General features: G+C 62.4%; 18 protein-coding genes. 8 read left to right on the top strand and 10 right to left on the bottom strand.

The features are described from left to right. Positions 1-211: 211 nt before the first annotated feature. Together map and sfsA are read right to left on the bottom strand one after the other, a co-directional pair. The gene (gene map, locus BM151_RS19190; protein WP_090062687.1) at positions 212-1,060 is read right to left on the bottom strand and encodes a type I methionyl aminopeptidase; all 849 of its coding nucleotides are present in this window, start codon (positions 1,058-1,060) and stop codon (positions 212-214) included. Positions 1,061-1,126: 66 nt separating this feature from the next. Next, complete coding sequence (sfsA, locus tag BM151_RS19185; protein ID WP_090062684.1) at positions 1,127-1,831, bottom strand: DNA/RNA nuclease SfsA; 705 nt, start codon at positions 1,829-1,831, stop codon at positions 1,127-1,129. 48 nt (positions 1,832-1,879) lie between these two features. On the opposite strand from sfsA, the gene BM151_RS19180 reads away from it, so the two are divergent. Genes BM151_RS19180 through BM151_RS19170 form a run of 3 tightly spaced genes read left to right on the top strand, consistent with a single transcriptional unit; the run spans position 1,880 to position 4,317 of the window. Next, a complete protein-coding gene (locus BM151_RS19180; protein ID WP_090062682.1) occupies positions 1,880-2,620 on the top strand; it encodes a competence/damage-inducible protein A in 741 nt (246 codons plus the stop codon). A gap of 3 nt (positions 2,621-2,623) precedes the next feature. Then, complete coding sequence (locus tag BM151_RS19175) at positions 2,624-3,361, top strand: GNAT family N-acetyltransferase (RefSeq protein ID WP_090062680.1); 738 nt, start codon at positions 2,624-2,626, stop codon at positions 3,359-3,361. After that, positions 3,358-4,317: an OmpA family protein gene (locus tag BM151_RS19170; RefSeq protein WP_090062677.1), complete on the top strand. Its 960-nt coding sequence runs from the start codon at positions 3,358-3,360 to the stop codon at positions 4,315-4,317. The genes BM151_RS19175 and BM151_RS19170 overlap by 4 nt, the downstream gene beginning before the upstream one ends. A gap of 98 nt (positions 4,318-4,415) precedes the next feature. Here BM151_RS19170 and BM151_RS19165 read toward each other — a convergent pair whose 3' ends face one another. The 5 genes from BM151_RS19165 to BM151_RS19145 form a co-directional block, all read right to left on the bottom strand. Continuing rightward, positions 4,416-5,321 (bottom strand): LysR family transcriptional regulator, encoded by a 906-nt coding sequence (locus BM151_RS19165; protein ID WP_090062675.1) that lies wholly within the window; start codon positions 5,319-5,321, stop codon positions 4,416-4,418. Positions 5,322-5,745: 424 nt separating this feature from the next. After that, positions 5,746-7,764, bottom strand: coding sequence for an NADPH-dependent 2,4-dienoyl-CoA reductase (locus tag BM151_RS19160; protein WP_090062672.1), 2,019 nt, complete (start codon positions 7,762-7,764; stop codon positions 5,746-5,748). Positions 7,765-7,846: 82 nt separating this feature from the next. After that, complete coding sequence (locus BM151_RS19155) at positions 7,847-8,236, bottom strand: hypothetical protein (protein ID WP_090062669.1); 390 nt, start codon at positions 8,234-8,236, stop codon at positions 7,847-7,849. A gap of 27 nt (positions 8,237-8,263) precedes the next feature. After that, on the bottom strand, positions 8,264-9,037 hold the full coding sequence (locus BM151_RS19150; protein WP_090062666.1) for a DUF6478 family protein: 774 nt from the start codon (positions 9,035-9,037) through the stop codon (positions 8,264-8,266). Positions 9,038-9,183: 146 nt separating this feature from the next. Continuing rightward, positions 9,184-9,810, bottom strand: a complete 627-nt coding sequence (locus BM151_RS19145; RefSeq protein WP_143093132.1) for a hypothetical protein — start codon at positions 9,808-9,810, stop codon at positions 9,184-9,186. A 174-nt stretch (positions 9,811-9,984) separates the two neighbouring features. Between BM151_RS19145 and BM151_RS19140 the strand changes: the two genes are divergently transcribed. The 4 genes from BM151_RS19140 to BM151_RS19125 all read left to right on the top strand — a co-directional run bounded on the left by BM151_RS19140 (position 9,985) and on the right by BM151_RS19125 (position 14,311). Beyond that, positions 9,985-10,890 (top strand): CPBP family intramembrane glutamic endopeptidase, encoded by a 906-nt coding sequence (locus BM151_RS19140; protein WP_090062661.1) that lies wholly within the window; start codon positions 9,985-9,987, stop codon positions 10,888-10,890. Positions 10,891-10,966: 76 nt separating this feature from the next. After that, a complete protein-coding gene (gene accD / locus BM151_RS19135) occupies positions 10,967-11,914 on the top strand; it encodes an acetyl-CoA carboxylase, carboxyltransferase subunit beta (protein WP_090062659.1) in 948 nt (315 codons plus the stop codon). Between the two features lie 35 nt (positions 11,915-11,949). Next, positions 11,950-13,185: a bifunctional folylpolyglutamate synthase/dihydrofolate synthase gene (locus BM151_RS19130; protein WP_090062912.1), complete on the top strand. Its 1,236-nt coding sequence runs from the start codon at positions 11,950-11,952 to the stop codon at positions 13,183-13,185. A gap of 97 nt (positions 13,186-13,282) precedes the next feature. Continuing rightward, on the top strand, positions 13,283-14,311 hold the full coding sequence (locus BM151_RS19125) for an LLM class flavin-dependent oxidoreductase (RefSeq protein ID WP_090062657.1): 1,029 nt from the start codon (positions 13,283-13,285) through the stop codon (positions 14,309-14,311). A gap of 53 nt (positions 14,312-14,364) precedes the next feature. Here BM151_RS19125 and zapE read toward each other — a convergent pair whose 3' ends face one another. After that, on the bottom strand, positions 14,365-15,468 hold the full coding sequence (zapE, locus tag BM151_RS19120) for a cell division protein ZapE (RefSeq protein WP_090062654.1): 1,104 nt from the start codon (positions 15,466-15,468) through the stop codon (positions 14,365-14,367). Between the two features lie 127 nt (positions 15,469-15,595). Here zapE and BM151_RS19115 point away from each other — a divergent pair, with 127 nt between their 5' ends. After that, a complete protein-coding gene (locus BM151_RS19115; protein WP_090062651.1) occupies positions 15,596-16,849 on the top strand; it encodes an MFS transporter in 1,254 nt (417 codons plus the stop codon). On the opposite strand, the gene BM151_RS19110 is transcribed toward BM151_RS19115, so the two are convergent. Together BM151_RS19110 and BM151_RS19105 are read right to left on the bottom strand one after the other, a co-directional pair. After that, positions 16,841-17,464, bottom strand: coding sequence for an HAD family hydrolase (locus tag BM151_RS19110; RefSeq protein ID WP_090062648.1), 624 nt, complete (start codon positions 17,462-17,464; stop codon positions 16,841-16,843). The genes BM151_RS19115 and BM151_RS19110 overlap by 9 nt on opposite strands. After that, positions 17,461-17,919, bottom strand: coding sequence for a YaiI/YqxD family protein (locus BM151_RS19105; RefSeq protein WP_090062646.1), 459 nt, complete (start codon positions 17,917-17,919; stop codon positions 17,461-17,463). Before BM151_RS19105 ends, BM151_RS19110 begins: the two co-directional genes overlap by 4 nt. Between the last annotated feature and the right edge of the window lie 11 nt (positions 17,920-17,930).

The raw sequence follows: 17,930 nt of genomic DNA, 5'->3' as shown, positions 1-17,930 counted from the left end.
AAGGTCCGGCGCTCGAACAAGCCACGCATGAACGCCGTTGGACAAGAGGCAAGGGCCCTCAGGTCAGCCGGAGCGGCGAACTGACTACCTTGGTAGAGCTTCGCCCGGCTTCGCGCAAGCCTGCGCCCGGGACAGGTGCGACAAACCGGCAGGAGCCCGAGGCCCCCACCGGTCAGATTCGCGAAAGAAAAGCTGACGCGCGCCGCGCGGCTCAGACCTCGTAGGTCGGATAGAACTTCCCGGCCGGGGACAGGGTGAAGATCTCGCACCCGGTCGCGGTAACGCCGATGGAATGTTCGAACTGAGCCGAAAGCTTCTTGTCCTTGGTGATCGCGGTCCAGTCGTCGCTCAGGACCTTGGTCTCCGGACGGCCGAGGTTGATCATCGGCTCGATGGTGAAGAACATGCCCTCTTCGAGCACCGGCGCGCTGTCGCCCGGACGACGATGCGGCACGTAGTGCAACACGTTCGGCGGGGCATGGAACACCCGGCCCAGCCCGTGGCCGCAAAAATCGCGCACCACCGACATGCGGTGTTTCTGTGCATGTTCCTGAATCGCGCGGGCAATATCGTCGAATGTGTTGCCGGGCTTGACCTGTTCGATGCCGAACATCAGGCAATCATGGGTCACTTGCACCAGACGTTCGGCGAATTTCTTCGGCTTGCCGGCGAAATACATCCGGCTGCTGTCGCCGAACCAGCCATCCTTGATCACGGTAACGTCGATATTGATGATGTCGCCATCCAGCAGCTTGTCATCCTTGTGGCCCGGGATTTTCGAACCGGGAATACCGTGACACACGACATAATTGGTGGAGATGCACGAGGCGTGTTTGTAGCCCTTGTAACCGATGGTCGCCGAGGTGGTCCCCAGCTCGGTCACCCGACGTTCGATAAAGGCGTCGATCTCTTCGGTCGTCGCGCCGGGCACAACCAGCTCGGCCACCTCATCGAGGATCTGCGCCGCGACCTGGCCGGCCGCCTGCATGCCGGCAAAATCGGCGTCCTCGTAAATCCGAATTCCGTCTTTGGTGATACGGCCGCGATGCGTCTCGTCCAAGGGTCCACTCCATTGTCTTTGGCCCCGATATAAGGACTTTGAGCGCAAAGGGCCAGAGCGCAAGGGTTAGATCTGTTGCAAGGGTCGGGGTACAAAAACGACCCGCCCCGGGGACAGCTTTGGCGTGATTTCCACCGGATAGACCATGATCTCGACCCCGGCGGCGCGCGCCGCGGCCTCTGCTTTCGCATAGGTCGGGTCGATATCACCGGCGGGCGCAAAGCCGATGCAATCGTCACGCGACACGAGATAGAGCATCACCGCCCGATCGCCCTTGGCCACCTGATCCGCGAGCACCGAGAGATGTTTCGCACCCCGTGCGGTCTTGGCATCGGGAAATTCCGCGCGGCCTTTCTGACGCGACAGGGTCACGGATTTCACCTCGACCCAGATCCTCTGCCCGTCTTGCATCACGAGAAAATCCGCCCGGGAATTCTCGCCATATTTGACCTCGGCCTTCACTTCGCCCGTGAGCCCCGGCACCTCTTGGGCCCAAAGCGCTTCCTTGACGACACGGTTCGCCACCCCCGTGTCGACCACCACCATGGCGCCGTCCGCCTCGACGATCCTGAGCCCGTATTTGAGCTTTTTCTTCGGGTCGTCATTCGGCTCGACCCAGACCCGAAGCCCCTCGTCCGCAAGCCCCATCATCGAGCCGGGATTGGGGCAATGGGCGGTTACCTCGCACCCGTCCTCGAGTCGGATATCGGCGAGGAAGCGTTTGTAGCGGCGCAAAAGCGTGGCGGGGATCAGTTCAGTTTGAAAGCGCATGAGACGAGGATTATACCGAAGGGAACAGCCGCTCAAGGAGGGCCCGAGATGACCACGCCGAATCCCACCGCCGCCATTCTGATCATCGGGGACGAGATCCTGTCGGGACGCACCCGCGATGCGAATATGTATCACCTCGCCGGCGAATTGACCCGGATCGGCATCGATCTCAAGGAATCGCGTGTCGTGTCGGATGATCGCGAGGCGATTGTCGAGGCGGTTCGGGCGCTCTCGGCGAAATACACCCATGTCTTCACCTCCGGTGGCATCGGACCGACCCATGACGACATCACCGCCGATTGCATCGCCGCCGCCTTTGATCGCTCGATCGGGGTGCGCGACGACGCCAAAGCGCTGCTGACGGCGCATTACGAAGGTCGTGGCGTGGAATTCAACGACGCCCGGATGCGCATGGCCCGCATTCCCGAGGGGGCGGAGCTGATCGACAACCCGGTCTCGATCGCGCCGGGGTTCTCGGTCGAAAACGTGCATGTCATGGCCGGTGTGCCCAATATCTTTGCCGCCATGGTGGCGGGGCTCTTGCCGCGGATCACCGGCGGCAAACCGCTCCTGTCCCAGAGCTATCGCATCAACCGCCCCGAGAGCACCGTGGCCGAACCGCTGGGCGATCTTGCCAAACGCTATCCCGACCTGTCGATGGGCTCCTACCCGTTCAACCGCGACGGCGCCTTTGGCACCAATATCGTGATTCGCGGTCAGGATGGTGCCATGGTCGAGGCGGCCCTGATGGAACTGGCGACACTGTTCCCCGCCGAAGAGCACAGCTGAGCTATGCCCGACAGCGACGCAGTTTTCGCCGCTTTCGAAGCAACCTGGCCGCCCGCGAATCGCACCCAAATCGGTCCGTTCACCTATCGCGACGGCGCGGGCGGAGGCAGCCGGGTTTCCGCCGCGACGCTCGACGGGGCTTTCACCCCGGAAGCGCTGAGGCTGATCGAGGCGCGGTTTGCCCGGGACGGCCGTGATGCCCTGTTTCAAATCCGCACCGATGAGACGGCCTTCGATCAGGAACTGGCCCGACGCGGCTACCGGGCCTTCGATCCCGTGGCCTGCCTGAGCTGTCACCTGAACTCTTCTTCCGCGCTCCTGCCTGCGGCCGATCCGACAATGGGCTACATGACCTGGCCACCGATTGCGATCCAGCGCGAGATCTGGGCCGAGGGCGGCATCGGGGCAACCCGGCTGGCGGTGATGGAGCGGGGTGCTGGGCCGAAATCCTCGGTTCTCGGTCGCCTGAACGACACACCCGCAGGCGCCTGTTTCATCGCCATTCACCAAGGCATTGCCGCCCTTCATGCGCTCGAAGTCAGCCCCACCGCACGCCGGCACGGGCTGGGCCGTGCGATGATGGCCTTGGCCGTGGACTGGGCACGCCGGCAAGGCGCCGAAACTCTGGCATTGCAGGTCACCCGCGCCAACCAAGGCGCGCTGGCGCTCTATTCTTCGCTTGGAATGACCGAGGTCGGGCAGTACCACTACAGGACCAAACCCGTCTCAGAGGCCCCATGATCCGCACGTCCACCTTTGCCACTGGCATCCTCCTTTGCCTCGCACAGATTGCCCTGCCAGACCCGATGCACGCGCTCGATCTGCCCGGGGCCGCGGTGGAGAGCGGGCGGACGCTTGAATTCGCCTCGGCGGAACCCTTCCCCTCGGGGCCCTATCAGGGCGAGAATACGCCGCGACTGATGGCCGAGGGCGATGTCGAACAAAAGGCCTACCGGCTCACCGGCACCTCGCTCACCAGCCTTCAGATGATCACGCCTGTGAAAACCCAACTCGAGGACGCCGGGTTCAACCTGTTGTTTTCCTGTGCCGATACCTTCTGTGGCGGGTTCGATTTCCGCTATCTTCTGGATCTTCTGCCGGAACCGATGATGCATGTGGATCTGGGCGATTTCCAATATCTTCTGGCCCGCCATCCCGATGGGCGCGTGGTCAGCCTGCTGAGCAGCAAAGCGCAAGAGACGGGATTCATCCAGATCAGCACGGTCACCCCGTCGGACGACGCTATGGTTGGCACCGATGTCACCCTGACCCCGGCCCCGACCGCCACGGTGCCATCGCCGCTGAGCGGGGCCAGTGATCAGGGCCTCACCGACCGGCTCGCCGCCCGTGGCCGCGTGGTGCTGACCGATCTGAGTTTCGAAACCGGTTCCTCGAGTCTCGGCTCCGGTCCCTTTGCCTCGCTGCAGAATCTGGCCGGCTATCTTTCGGCTCATCCCGGGACAACAATCGTTCTGGTCGGACATACCGACAACACCGGTGCGCTCGAGGCCAACACCGCACTCTCGCGCAAACGTGCCGAAGCGGTTCGGGAACGGTTGATTTCGACCTATGGCATCGCGCCCGCACAGATCAGCGCCGAAGGTATCGGCTATCTCGCGCCGCTCACCTCGAACAGCAGCGAAGAGGGCCGGATGCAAAACAGAAGGGTCGAAGCGGTGATCGCCTCGACCCAGTAGGTCGCACCCTCATTCGGGCACCTCTCTCCACGAGATTTTAAAATCGGCTATGGCCCATCACCGGCGTCCGTCACCAGAGGCCTGTCACCAAGGCTCCATCACCAGCTGTCCGGTCCCTTGTCGGCGAAGGAATGCACAAGGAAATCGATGAAAGCCCGGACTTTCGGCTGGGTGAACCGCCCCGGCGGGTAGACGGCATAGATGCCCTGGGTCTCCGGCGGCAGATCCGGAATTGCCTCTTCGATCAGGCCTTTGTCCATAGCCTCGGCATAGAGAAAGGACGGCAGATAGGCGATGCCAAGCCCGGAGATACAGGCGTTCAGCAACGATTGCCCGTCATTCACGGTAAGCCAGCCGGCGGTGCGCACCTGACGCTTTTCACCGGACGGCGCGGTGAGTTTCCACACGGCGCCATTCGACTGGTTCGAGTAATGCAGGAGCTTGTGTTCGTTGAGATCGTCGATCTTCTGCGGGCGACCGTATTTCTCGAAATAGGCGGGGGCACCGACCATGCGTTTGGTGGTCTCGGTGAGCTTGCGCGCGCGCAGCGTGCTGTCTTCCAGCTCGCCGATACGCACCGCCATGTCGAACCCTTCGGAAATCAGCTCCACATAGCGGTTGTTCAGAACCATATTGACCTGAATTTCAGGGAATTCAGAGAGGAATTCGCCCAGAACCGGCGACAGGTGATTGACGCCGAAATCCGTGGCCACCGAAATGCGCAACAGCCCCGAAGGCGCCGATTGCATCGAGGTCACCAGCGCGTCGGCCTCGCCGGCGTCGTTGAGAACCCGGCGCGCACGATCATAATAGGCCAGACCGATCTCGGTCGGCGACACCCGGCGCGTGGTACGATTGAGCAGGCGCGCGCCCAGACGCGCTTCCAGCGCTGACACATGCTTCGAAACGGCGGATTTGGAAATCCCCATCTTTTTCGCCGCATCCGTAAAGCCCCCTTGATCCACAACTGTGGCGAAGGCCTCCATTTCAGTCAGTCGGTCCATATAATCATACCTACGTCTTTGCCCCTATCGGATGGTATCGCGCCCAAATCGGGCAAGAATGCGGAAGTTGGGGGACAATAGCGTGGTGTTTCGAGGATCGTTTTAGGTCCGGAAACAGGGAAACAATCGAGAATGACGGGCCGTTTCTGGCCGAAGATCGGTCGGAATGAGCCCAGAGGGGACATTTGGATACAGAGCGCCAGCGCTGGCCCGTGGGTGAGCGCTTTGACCTCTGTGGTCGCCGCTTTATGCTCGCCAGATCCGTGCAGGATCAATCCGTTGAGCGCGGCTGAGAATGCGCTCGCCCGCCGGAACGGGCCAGCGCAGGCGCGGCGGCTTCGCCTTGTTCCGCGCCGAATATCTCTTTGTTCAAATGGCAGCTAAGTCCGCCAAGCGAGCATTCACCTGAAGCCCGCCGCGAAGATCACAACCGAGCCGCCAGCCTTGCCCCCTGATCGATCGCGCGTTTGGCGTCCAGTTCCGCCGCAACATCGGCGCCGCCGATGACATGACAGCGCTTGCCTTGGGCCTCCAGCACGTCGGCGAGATCGCGTTGCGAAAGCTGCCCGGCACACAGCACGATCGTGTCGGCTGCGATCAGCTTCTGTTCGCCGTCCTTGGTGATCAAAAGCCCCTCCGGGGTGACCTCGTCATAGCTGACGCCGCCCATCATCTTCACCCCCTTCATCTGCAGGGTCGCACGGTGGATCCAGCCGGTTGTCTTGCCCAGCCGCTTGCCGGGCTTCTCGGCCTTGCGCTGCAACAGCGTGACCTGACGCGCCGCCGGCTCCGGCTGCGGCCCGGAGCTGGCAAGCCCGCCCCGGTCCTGCACCGGGTCAGTGATCCCCCATTCCTTTTTCCATTCGGCAAGGTTCAGCGTCGGGCTTTCGGTCGTGGTCAGATATTCCGCCACATCGAAACCGATGCCGCCAGCGCCAATCACCGCCACCCGCGGGCCGGCCACATGGACGCCTTTGAGGATGTCGAGATAGCTGACGACATTGCCGAAATCATTCTGACCCGGGATCTCAGGATCGCGCGGGATGACGCCGGTGGCGATCACCACCTCGTCGAACGGCGCAAGCAGCTCCGGCGTTGCCTCGGTCTCGAGCTTCACCGCGACCCCGGCTTGCGCGACCATGGTCTTGAGCCAGTCGACGAGGCCAAAGAATTCCTCCTTGCCCGGCACCTGCTTCGCCATGTTGAGTTGACCACCAAGCTCGGACGCCTTGTCGAAAAGCGTCACGTTATGACCGCGCTGACTGGCGACAATGGCGCTCATCAGACCGGCCGGACCCGCGCCGACCACGGCAACGGTTTTCGCCGCCTGCACCGGCGCATAGTCGAGCTCGGTCTCATGACAGGCCCGCGGATTGACCAGACAGGAGGTCAACTTGCCGGAGAACGTGTGGTCGAGGCAGGCCTGGTTGCAGGCGATACAGGGCGCGATCTCGTCGGCCCTGCCCTCTGCCGCCTTGGTGACAAAATCCGGATCGGCCAGGAAGGGTCGCGCCATCGAGACCATATCGGCACAGCCCTCGGCGATCACGTCTTCGGCCACCTGCGGGTGATTGATGCGGTTCGAGGTGATCACCGGGATCGACACCTCGCCCATCATCCGCCTGGTCACCTCGGAAAAGGCGGCGCGCGGCACAGAGGTGGCGATGGTCGGCACCCGCGCCTCGTGCCAGCCGATGCCGGTGTTGAGGATCGTCGCCCCTGCGTTTTCAACCTCTTTCGCGAGTCGCACCACCTCGTCCCAAGAGGAGCCATTCGGCACGAGATCGATCATCGAGATGCGGTAGATCACGATGAACTCCGGTCCGACCGCTTTGCGCACTCGCTTCACGACCTCGATCGGAAAGCGCATGCGGTTCTCATAGGAGCCCCCCCAGGCGTCCTCGCGCTTGTTCGTGTGGGTGACCAGAAACTGGTTGATCAGATAGCCTTCGGAGCCCATCACCTCGACCCCGTCATAACCCGCCGCTTTGGCGCGCACGGCGGCGGTGGCGTAATCGGCGATCTGTTTCTCGATCCCGGCCTCATCCAGTTCGGTCGGCTTGAAGGGCGAGATCGGTGATTTGATCGCAGAGGGCGCGACACAGTTCGGGCCATAGGCATAGCGACCGGCATTGAGGATCTGCATGGCGATCTTGCCGCCCTCGGCATGGACCCGATCCGTGACCAGCCGGTGGTTGGCAATGTCCTGATCGGAGAAAAGCCCCGCCGCCCCCGGGTAGACCCCGCCCTCGGCATTCGGCGCCATACCGCCGGTGACGATGATCCCGGCGCCGCCTCTGGCACGGGCGGCGTAAAAGGCGGCCACGGCCTGCCAATCGCCACGCTCCTCGAGCCCGGTGTGCATCGACCCCATCAGGGTGCGATTGCGCAATGTGGTGAAACCGAGGTCCAGCGGGGCCAGAAGATGCGGATAGTGGGTCATGTCAGTGCCTCCCTTTGCCGCGCCAAGATGCGCAAGCAACGGCACAGATGTCATCCGAAACGCCGCGTCAGATCAACGCCGCTTAATTCGCCCCGGTATCGAGGCAATGCCGACGGAAGGCGCGTTTGAGCATATCGAGTTCCTGCCGCAGGAGATCCATTTCCGCCCGGATGTCATCGGCCAGGGCCTCGCCTGCGATCAGGGTGAGCGAATTGAGCACCGCCCCCGTACCCCGGTCGGAAAAGACAAAGGTCTGCACCCCGTCCCCCAGCAACTCACCGGGCACCGCGAAGCGAAAGAACCACACGCCATCGCGCTCCGGGTCCTCGCTCAGCGTATGACCGCCGGAGACCGGCTGATCGAGATGGGTCACCTCGATTTCCGGCAGGGGCGCGGCCTCGCCGGAGACATGCAATTCGCCTTCCCAGATCCCGGCCTGAAGCCGCGTCTTGACCAGTGTCACCTCATCCATCGTTTTTCTCCGTCAAACGTTTCACTGTCAAAGCTCCGCACGCGGATGGCGCGACAGGGTCAGATCCCTGATCTCGATCTGGTTCATCTCGGGATCTTCGAAAATCAGATCGACCCAGAGTTTCTCCACCCGTTTCTCGTTGAGCTTGGTATAGGCGAGGTCGAATTCCACAAAGCCTTCATCCGTGTGAAGCGGCAATTCACGCACCACCTGCTCCAGATTGGGACCATGCTTGACGTTCAGCCGGGCAAAAATCTCGATGCTTCTTTCAAGCTCCACCGTGTAGCTCAGGCGCATCAGATGCCGGCGGCTCAACCCTTCGCAGGCATGATCCGGCGTCTCGACCGAGAGCGACAGGAACGAGCCGTCAAAGCGGAACACATCGAGCCGCAGCCCGAAGGGGGCCAGATCCTCTTCCGAAGTGTTGCGCACCTGCCGAAAGCTCAGTTCGGAAATGTCACAATCGTGATACAGCACGGCCTCGGATCCGATCGCGGTCTTGGTCGACACGGCCGAAGCCCCCGGCGGCGAAATGGGTCCGCGCCAGATCTCCGGTCGATGGGACCAATCGGTATAGAGCGGCAATTGCATCGCGTTCGAGCCGATCAGCGGCAGGGCCAGCCGCCCGTCGGCCACGAACAGAAACCGATCCAGCTCCCACCGAAGCCCGCGGGCAAAGCCCCGGAAACGGCGCAAAACCGGCAGGGGCATATGCTCCGCCGCATTGGCCCGGCGTGCCCAACGACGGATCGCCAGGGAATTGACCTGCTTTTCAATCAAGTTCTTGAACCGACGCCGCATTCCGGAAGCAACCTTTTCTTTCTCTTCAGAGTCTTACTACGACTATCAAGAGGTTCTACTCAACAAACCAGCTTAAAATCCAAAATTTGGTCCCATTTGCGCAACAGTCCTGTTCGAAGGGGCCGGACCGTTTCACGACATCCTGTTCATGACATCGTGCGATTGCGTCGTTTCAGCTCTGCCACAAAGCGGCTCAGCACCCCGCGCAACTGCGCTTCCGGCATCGGCGCCTCTGCAAAGGGCGTGGCGGTGGCGGTGACCAGACGCCCGTCCAGAAGGAACAAGGCACGCCAATATTCCGCCCCTTGCCCCGGCAGGGCCCCGGGCGCGGAGTCCCGGGCATGGAGCCACAGGGTTTCCGCCTCGGGCGCACTCTCGATCACGGTGACGGTCCGCGCCGCTCCGGCGCGCGACAGGGTCCGGCGCCCGGCTTCCGAACGGAAGAACGCCTCGAGACTCGGCGTGTCGAATTGTTCCGGGTCCTGCATCGGCGCGGTCACCGAAAGGGTGAGCATCGCGGTCTTGCCCTTGAGCGCCGGATTTGACCTGCCGCTCAACCCGCCGCAATTGCCCAAAAGGACGAAGCCCCCCTCCGGCGTGTCGCGGATTGAGCCGGGATCGACACAGAAGCCGCTCGGCCCGGCGACGGAGACATTGCTTTGCGACAGGGTGACACTGCGCGGTGGCGGGGCCACGGAAGAGGACGGCAGCTCCATCTCACAGGCGGACAGCCCCAGCACCAAAAGCCCCGCGATCCCCATCCGTACACGCATCATCGCCCCCTCTACCAACGGTTGGCGCTCCGCATAACGCGGTTGCGCGCGGCTTCCAAGCCGGGGAGCGGTCACATTGCCGGGTCATCGGCAAGTTCCCGCGCTTTTCCGGCGCTTTCCCCTGCCTGCCCTGCATGCTAACGCTGCAGAGTACCGGTTGGGAACTCTCGCATCATGGCTCAAAACCAGCTCAAGACACATCCTTACGCGCCGATCATCGCCTCGGCATTGCGCCGTCCGGAGCTTTGGCGCGTCGGTGTGATGATTCTGGGCGCGCTTTTGATCGGCAGCGTGCTGACACCGCTGTCTTTCGCGCTCATCGGCCGCATCGCCCCCAATCTCATGCCGTTTCATCTCGGCCCGGAAGAGCTGATGATCGGCACCACCCCCGGCGGCATGTTCGTCATCCTCGCGAGTTTCGCCCTTTTGCTCATGGGGTCGATAGAAATGGCCAAACGCCTGCACGGGCGCAGCCTGCGCGACCTGACCGGCCCGGCGGCCCTGATGCGGGCACAATTTCGCGTGACCTTCAAATGGATCGCGGTCTTCACCCTGCTGAGCTTCCTGTTGCCCTGGGACGAGGGGCCGGAACCGGTCGCTCAGCTGTCCTTTGGCACATGGCTGTTCTGGATGCCCTTCGCACTCCTGGGCCTGATCATTCAGGTCAGTGCCGAAGAACTGTTCTTTCGCGGCTATCTGCAAAGCCAGATCGCGGCCAGCACCGGCTCCTACCCGCTGGGTCTCGCCGCCGCCTCGGTGCTGTTCGGACTGGCCCATCTCAACGGTACGAGCGAAGGTCTCGCCGCACTTTTCCCGGTGCTCTGGGCTATGGGATTCGGCGTAATCGCCGGTGATCTGACCATGCGGGCCGGAACAATTGGGCCAGGGATCGCCCTGCATTTCGTCAACAACATCTCGGCGGTTCTCTTTGCCCCGCAACAGAACACCATGTCCGGTTTTGGCCTTTTCGCCCAAACCACCGCCCCGGAAACGCTCTATTCCGATCCCAAGATCATGGTGATGCAAGCGCTCTTGCTGCTGGTGAGCTGGTTGGTGGCTCGTCTGGCGCTCAGGCGTTGATTGCAATTCACGGCCCGGGGGATTATCTGAACCCTCAAGAACCGACCCAAGTCACGTAACGTTCAAAGGCCCGCGCATGAACTGGATCTCCAACTACGTCCGTCCGAAGATCAATTCGCTGTTCTCGAAACGCGACACTCCGGACAACCTTTGGACCAAATGCCCGGAATGCGGCACCATGCTGTTCCACCGGGAGCTGGCGGACAATCTCAATGTCTGCACCACATGCGACCATCACATGCATATCACGCCGCGCGACCGGTTCACGGCGCTGTTCGACGGCGGGATCTTCTCGGAAATCGCGGTGCCGGACCCGATCGAGGACCCGCTCAAGTTCCGCGACCAGAAAAAATATCCCGACCGCATGCGCGCCGCTCAGAAAGCCACGGGCGAGAAAGAGGCAATGCTGGTCGCCGAGGGCGAAATCGGCCGCACCCCGGTCGTCGCCGCGGCACAGGATTTTTCCTTCATGGCGGGCTCCATGGGCATGTATGTCGGCAACGCCTTCATCGCCGCTGTCGAGCGCGCCATCGCGTTGAAACGCCCCTTCGTGATGTTCTCCGCCGCCGGTGGCGCCCGCATGCAGGAGGGCATTCTCTCGCTGATGCAGATGCCGCGCACCACCGTGGCAATCGAGATGCTGAAAGAGGCGAATCTTCCCTATATCGTCGTCCTGACCCATCCGACCACCGGCGGGGTCACCGCCTCCTATGCCATGCTGGGCGACGTTCAGATCGCCGAGCCCAACGCGCTCATCTGCTTTGCCGGGCCGCGGGTGATCGAACAAACGATTCGTGAGAAACTCCCCGAGGGCTTCCAGCGCGCCGAATATCTTCTGGATCACGGCATGCTCGACCGCGTCACCCATCGCATGAAGATGAAAGACGAGTTGGTCACCATTCTGCGCATGCTGGGCAATCTTTCTCCGGCCGTGGCCGGCGATCTTCCCGCCCCCGCGCCCGAAAAGGCCGCCCCGGAGGCTGAAAACGCCGAAGCCAACAGTGCCGAGGAAGCCGATAAGTGAACAGCCAGAATTCGGACATCATCCTTGACCGGTTGATGGCCCTGCACCCGAAGATCATCGACCTGGTGCTGGATCGCGTCTGGCGCCTGCTGGACGCGTTGGATCACCCCGAGCGCAGCTTGCCGCCGGTGATCCATATCGCCGGCACCAATGGCAAGGGCTCGACCCAGGCAATGATCCGCGCCGGGCTCGAGGCCGCCGGCAAAAAGGTCCACGCCTATACCTCGCCGCATCTGGCACGGTTTCACGAGCGTATCCGCCTCGCCGGCGAACTGATTTCCGAAGACGCCCTGATGCAGGTGCTCGAGGAATGCGAACGCGCCAACGGTGGCGAACCGATCACCTATTTCGAGATCACCACGGTCGCCGGGCTTCTGGCCATGGCGCGCACGAAGGCGGATTACACGCTGTTGGAAGTGGGGCTCGGTGGCCGGCTGGACGCCACCAATGTGATCGAGACGCCGGAACTCACGATCATCACCCCCATTTCCATCGATCACACGCAATTCCTCGGCGAAACGCTGACCGAGATTGCCCGCGAGAAAGCCGGGATCATCAAGCGCGGTGTCCCCTGTATCGTCGGTCCGCAACCGGATGAGGCGCTCGACGTGATCGAGGCCACCGCGGCCCGGCTCGGCGCGCCCTTGCTGCGCTATGGTCAGGAATGGCACGTCTGGGAAGAAAATGGCCGGCTGATCTATCAGGACGAGCGCGGATTGCGGGACCTGCCGCTGCCACGGCTCATTGGACATCACCAAATCCTCAACGCCGGCGCCGCCATCGCCGCCCTGCGTCATCTCGGCTATGACGATGTATCTTTCGAGGCGGCGCTCACCGATGCCTATTGGCCCGCACGGATGCAGCGGCTCAAGACCGGGCCGCTGATCGAAGCCGCGCCCGAGGCGGAGCTTTGGCTCGACGGCGGGCATAACCCGGCGGCGGGCGAGGCACTGGCCGAAGCTCTGGATCGCCTGCCCCAGCGCCCGACCTATATGGTCTGCGGCATGCTCGGCACCAAGGATGTCGGCGGCTACCTGCGCCCGCTGGCGCGCCACTGCCAAGAGCTCATCGCCGTGTCGATCCCGGACTCGCAAGCGACACTTTCGGCCGAGGAAACCGCTGAGTTCGCCCGCGCCGAAGGGTTCAATGCGATCGAGGCGGATTCCGTTCTGACCGCCGTGCGCAGCATTGTCGCCAATGCCCCCGAGGCCCGGATCCTGATCTGCGGCTCACTCTATCTCGCGGGCCATGTGCTTCAGCTGAACGGTTGAGCCGCGCTTTGCACAACAGTCTCTGTGCGCCGGTGCGGGTTTGTAAACGGCACCGGCTTGCGTATCTGTGAGGCTCACTTACGAGGAGCGCACAGAGATGGCTTTGGAATTCGGCGTAGATACTTTTGGCGATGTCACCTGGGACGAGAATGGCAATGACCTGCCGCAGGGTCAGGTCATCCGCAATGTCGTCGCAGAGGGCGTTCTAGCCGATCAGGTCGGGCTCGATGTCTTTGGCCTCGGCGAACATCACCGTCCGGATTTCGCCGTCTCCGCCATCGAACCGGTGCTCGCGGCCATTGCGGCGCAGACCTCCCGTATCAAGCTCACCTCGGCCGTCACGGTGCTGTCCTCCGACGATCCGATCCGGGTATTTCAACGGTTCTCGACGCTGCAGGCGATCTCAAAGGGACGCGCCGAGATCACCCTCGGGCGCGGGTCTTTCACCGAAAGCTTCCCGCTCTTCGGTTTCGATCTCTCGGATTACGAAATGCTGTTCGAGGAGAAATTCGACCTGTTCAAACGCCTGACCACCGAGGACAAGGTCAGCTGGTCGGGCCGTCACCGCACGCCGTTGAAAAATCAGGTGGTTTATCCGCGCCCGGAAAGCCCCATCCCGGTTTGGATCGGCGTCGGCGGCACGCCCGAATCGGTGGTGCGCGCAGCGACGAACGATATTTCCATGGCACTGGCGATCATCGGCGGCAGCCCCGCCCGGTTCAAACCCTTTGCCGATCTCTATCGCGATGTGCGCTCGAAAATGGGCGCACCGATGCTGCCCCTGGGCGCGCATTCTCCGGGCCATATCGCAAGCACCGACGCCGAGGCGCGCGACCGTTATTTCGAAGGCTACCGGATCATGCATCAGCGCATCGGCCGCAGCCGTGGCTGGCCGCCGCTGTCGCGTGAGGCCTTCGAGCACGAGGTCGAGAATGGCGCGCTTTTCGTCGGCTCACCGGAAACCGTGGCGCAGAAGATCGCCGCCACCGTGTCGGTGCTGGGTCTCGATCGCTTCGATCTGAAATATTCCGCCGGCCCGGTGAGCCATGAGGGCATCATGGACACGATCAGGCTCTACGGCGAAGAGGTCGCGCCGCGCGTGCGCGAGATCCTGACAGAAGGATAGGGTTCAGGCCTTATTCTCAGGGTGTCCGGGGCTCCGCCCGTTCGCTGCCGAAATCAGTCCCCCGGACCGATTTCCGAGCGCTCCTCACCCCATGTCGCATCCTGCATTTCCCGAAGGCGCGAGGCGGTGCGTTCGAATTCGAACGCACCTGCCCCCTCGATATAGAGCCGCTCCGGTTCGTCGACAGCGGTGCAGACCAGCCGCACCTTGGCCTCGTAGAGCGCATCGATCAGGGTGACGAAACGTTTCGCCTCGTTGAAATTGTTGCGCGTCAGGCGCGGGATGTCCTCGAGGATCAGAAGCTTCACCGCATCGGCGATCACCAGATAATCGCCGGGGCCGAACATCTGACCGCAAAGATCCCAGAAGGTCGCACGCGCAATGCCATTGTGGAACTTCCGCAGCACCACGTCGCGGCCCTTGACCTTGAGCGTCAGGCTCTCACCGGCATTGCCCGTAAGATCGGACCAGATGTCATTGATCGTCGCCCGCACATCGCCCGTCACCGGATGGAAATAAACCGGTGTGCCGGTCAGCCGGCCCTGACGATAGTCGACCGGCGAATGCAGGTGATGCACCTCGAGTCGCTGTTTGATAATCTCGATGAAGGGCAGGAAGAGCTGGCGATTGAGCCCGTCCTTGTAGAGATCGTCCGGCACCCGGTTCGAGGTGGTGACCACGGTCACCCCCTTGGCAAACAGCCCCTCGAACAGCCGCCCGACGATCATCGCATCGGCGATGTCGGTGATCTGCATCTCATCGAAACACAACAACCTGATGTCGCGGGCGATCTTCTCCACCACCGGCGCGATGGCATCGGCCGTCCCTGCCTGGCGCGCGGTATTGATGCCGTCCTGCACCTCCTGCATGAAAGCATGGAAATGTACCCGGCGGGCCGGTACCGGCGCGTGATCGTAGAACAGATCCATCAGCATGGATTTGCCGCGCCCGACCCCGCCCCAGAGGTAAAGACCACGCACCGCCTCGGGGCGTTTCAGCCCGCCAATGAGGGAAAACAACCCTCTCTTGCCGGAAGGTTGATTGGCCAGATCGGTGCGCACCCGGTCCAAAAGCGGCAACACGGCCTCTTGCGCCGGATCGGCGCGCAGGCTGCCCTCGGCCACCTGGGCCGCGTAGATATCCATCAGCGTTTTCATGTCTCGTCCTTACTGCGCCGCAGCGGATATGAAAAGTGCGCATAAGGAAAGGTGATGTGCACCATCTCGATCATTCGATTGACCTGATGGGCAAATTGGCGATGATCTGCGCCAAAGGAGACCGCAGATGTCCCAAACACGCACCCCGCTCATCACCCCAGTGCTTCTGGCCGGCTGCATCGTCATCATCGTCAGCTTCGCGATCCGCGCCTCTTTCGGCGTGTTTCAGATCCCGATTGCCACGGAATTCAACTGGCCCCGCGCCGAGTTTTCTCTGGCGATTGCCATTCAGAACCTGTTCTGGGGCATCGGCCAGCCGATCTTTGGCGCGCTGGCCGAACGGATCGGCGATCGCAAGGCGATCATCCTGGGCGCGCTGATCTATGCTGCAGGTCTGGTTCTGTCGTCCCTCGCCGTCTCGCCCACAGCGCACCAGCTTTACGAAACCCTGGTCGGTTTCGGCATCGCCGGCACCGGGTTCGGCGTCATTCTCGCGGTCGTTGGCCGGGCTTCTTCGGATGAAAACCGCTCCATGTCGCTGGCGATTGCCACCGCCGCCGGCTCCGCCGGGCAGGTGTTTGGCGCACCGCTGGCAGAATGGCTTCTGGGGATGATGTCCTGGCAGAATGTCTTTCTGCTCTTCGCCGCCGCAGTGTTGGCCACGCTGGCCGTCCTGCCGATGATGCGCAGCCCGGAGAGCGCCAGCAAGGCCGAGCTGGAAGAGAGCCTCGGCGCCATTCTCGGCAAGGCCTTCCGCGATCCGAGCTACACGCTGATCTTCCTCGGCTTCTTCTCCTGCGGCTATCAGCTCGCCTTCATCACCGCGCATTTCCCGGCACTGGTGACCGAGATGTGCGGCTCGATCGATCCCTCGGGCACCTTGGCCTCTCTCGGCGTGTCCTCGACCTCGGCCCTGGGCGCGATCTCGATCTCGCTCATTGGCCTAGCCAATATCGGCGGCACTTTGATGGCCGGCTATCTCGGCAATCGGTTCTCAAAAAAATACCTGCTCTCGGGCATCTATGTCGGGCGCACGCTGGCGGCGGCGATTTTCATCGCCCTGCCGATCACGCCGACTTCGGTGCTGGTCTTCTCCGTGGTCATGGGCGCGCTCTGGCTTGCCACCGTGCCGCTGACCTCGGGCCTCGTCGCCCATATCTACGGGCTGCGCTACATGGGCACGCTGTACGGCATCGTGTTCTTCTCGCACCAGCTCGGAGCCTTCCTCGGCGTCTGGCTCGGCGGGCGGCTCTATGATCTCTACGGCGATTACACCATGGTCTGGTGGGTCGGCGTCGGCATCGGGGCGTTTTCGGCCATCGTGCACCTGCCGGTGAAAGAGATCCCTCTGGGCAAACGCGCTGAACGCGCCTTAGCCTGAGATCTCAGCCCCGCTGAGCAGGCCTTCCGACACAAGACGCTCAGCCCAGCCTTCGGGCCCCTCGAACAGATGTGTCTGCCAGCCCCTGCTGGCGGCCATGTCGATGTTGTCCTGCCGATCGTCGGTGAACAGAAGCTTCTCCGGCGCGATCTTGCAATCGGCCTCGACCATTTCATAGATCAGCGAATGCGGCTTCACACAGCCCATGCGGCCGGAGACATAACGCCGGTCGAACTCCATCAGGAACGGGTATTGCGTCTCGGCAAACTCGAAACTCTGGATGCCGAAATTGGTGAGCGCGAAAACCGGCACGCGCTTGGCCCGCAAAGCCCGCAACAGCGTCACCGAACCGGGGATCGCGGGCGTCGCCATCCTGATCCAGTCGAAATACCACATGCGAATGTCGTCCCGGAACTCCGGGTATTGATCCGCCGCCGCCTCGATGGTCGCACGGAAATCATGGCCCTGATCCACCAGATCGTTCATCGCGTGCAAATCCACAGCCTCGAACATCGCCCGACGGCGTGCCTCGCCGATCACCGCATCGTAATGCCGCTCAGGCTGCCATTCGATCAGCACATTGCCGATGTCGAAAATTACCGCTTCGATTGTCATGTCGCATCCCTTTTTGCGCCCTGAACGGCGCGTTCCAGCGCATCGAGAAAGCGCGAGCGATCGGATTTGGAAAACGGCTTGCCACCACCTTGGCGAAACGGATCGGCGGCGCGCAGATCATACATCAGATCGCGGGTCGCCAGCGCATTGCCGATATTCGAGAGGGTGAAGGCCTCGCCATCATGTTTGAGCGTGCGCGCACCGGCCTCGACCGTCTTGGCGGCCAGCGGGATATCCGCCGTCACCACCACATCGCCCTTGCCGGCCCGCTCGGCGATCCACATGTCGGCGACATCCGGCCCGTCGGGCACGAAGACCAGCTCGACATACGGATTTTCAGAAGGGCGCAGCCCGCCGTTGCAGACCAGTAGACATGGGATCTTGTGCCGCGTGGCAACCTTTTCCACCTCAGCTTTCACCGGGCAGGCATCGGCATCGACATAAATCTTGGTCACGAGGAGGTCCT

The sequence above is a fragment of the Celeribacter neptunius genome (assembly GCF_900113955.1).
Taxonomy (GTDB): domain Bacteria; phylum Pseudomonadota; class Alphaproteobacteria; order Rhodobacterales; family Rhodobacteraceae; genus Celeribacter; species Celeribacter neptunius.
Note: the sequence above shows the minus strand (reverse complement) of the source record. Positions and strands in the feature narration are given on the sequence as shown.

What these genes read in the sequence shown, in the direction of transcription:
- sfsA (WP_090062684.1), bottom strand. Translation starts at nt 1,831, where the DNA reads ATGCGCTTTCAAACTGAACTGATCCCCGCCACGCTTTTGCGCCGCTAC.
- BM151_RS19180 (WP_090062682.1), top strand. Translation starts at nt 1,880, where the DNA reads ATGACCACGCCGAATCCCACCGCCGCCATTCTGATCATCGGGGACGAG.
- BM151_RS19175 (WP_090062680.1), top strand. Translation starts at nt 2,624, where the DNA reads ATGCCCGACAGCGACGCAGTTTTCGCCGCTTTCGAAGCAACCTGGCCG.
- BM151_RS19170 (WP_090062677.1), top strand. Translation starts at nt 3,358, where the DNA reads ATGATCCGCACGTCCACCTTTGCCACTGGCATCCTCCTTTGCCTCGCA.
- BM151_RS19165 (WP_090062675.1), bottom strand. Translation starts at nt 5,321, where the DNA reads ATGGACCGACTGACTGAAATGGAGGCCTTCGCCACAGTTGTGGATCAA.
- BM151_RS19160 (WP_090062672.1), bottom strand. Translation starts at nt 7,764, where the DNA reads ATGACCCACTATCCGCATCTTCTGGCCCCGCTGGACCTCGGTTTCACC.
- BM151_RS19155 (WP_090062669.1), bottom strand. Translation starts at nt 8,236, where the DNA reads ATGGATGAGGTGACACTGGTCAAGACGCGGCTTCAGGCCGGGATCTGG.
- BM151_RS19150 (WP_090062666.1), bottom strand. Translation starts at nt 9,037, where the DNA reads ATGCGGCGTCGGTTCAAGAACTTGATTGAAAAGCAGGTCAATTCCCTG.
- BM151_RS19145 (WP_143093132.1), bottom strand. Translation starts at nt 9,810, where the DNA reads ATGCGTGTACGGATGGGGATCGCGGGGCTTTTGGTGCTGGGGCTGTCC.
- BM151_RS19140 (WP_090062661.1), top strand. Translation starts at nt 9,985, where the DNA reads ATGGCTCAAAACCAGCTCAAGACACATCCTTACGCGCCGATCATCGCC.
- accD (WP_090062659.1), top strand. Translation starts at nt 10,967, where the DNA reads ATGAACTGGATCTCCAACTACGTCCGTCCGAAGATCAATTCGCTGTTC.
- BM151_RS19130 (WP_090062912.1), top strand. Translation starts at nt 11,950, where the DNA reads ATGGCCCTGCACCCGAAGATCATCGACCTGGTGCTGGATCGCGTCTGG.
- BM151_RS19125 (WP_090062657.1), top strand. Translation starts at nt 13,283, where the DNA reads ATGGCTTTGGAATTCGGCGTAGATACTTTTGGCGATGTCACCTGGGAC.
- zapE (WP_090062654.1), bottom strand. Translation starts at nt 15,468, where the DNA reads ATGAAAACGCTGATGGATATCTACGCGGCCCAGGTGGCCGAGGGCAGC.
- BM151_RS19115 (WP_090062651.1), top strand. Translation starts at nt 15,596, where the DNA reads ATGTCCCAAACACGCACCCCGCTCATCACCCCAGTGCTTCTGGCCGGC.
- BM151_RS19110 (WP_090062648.1), bottom strand. Translation starts at nt 17,464, where the DNA reads ATGACAATCGAAGCGGTAATTTTCGACATCGGCAATGTGCTGATCGAA.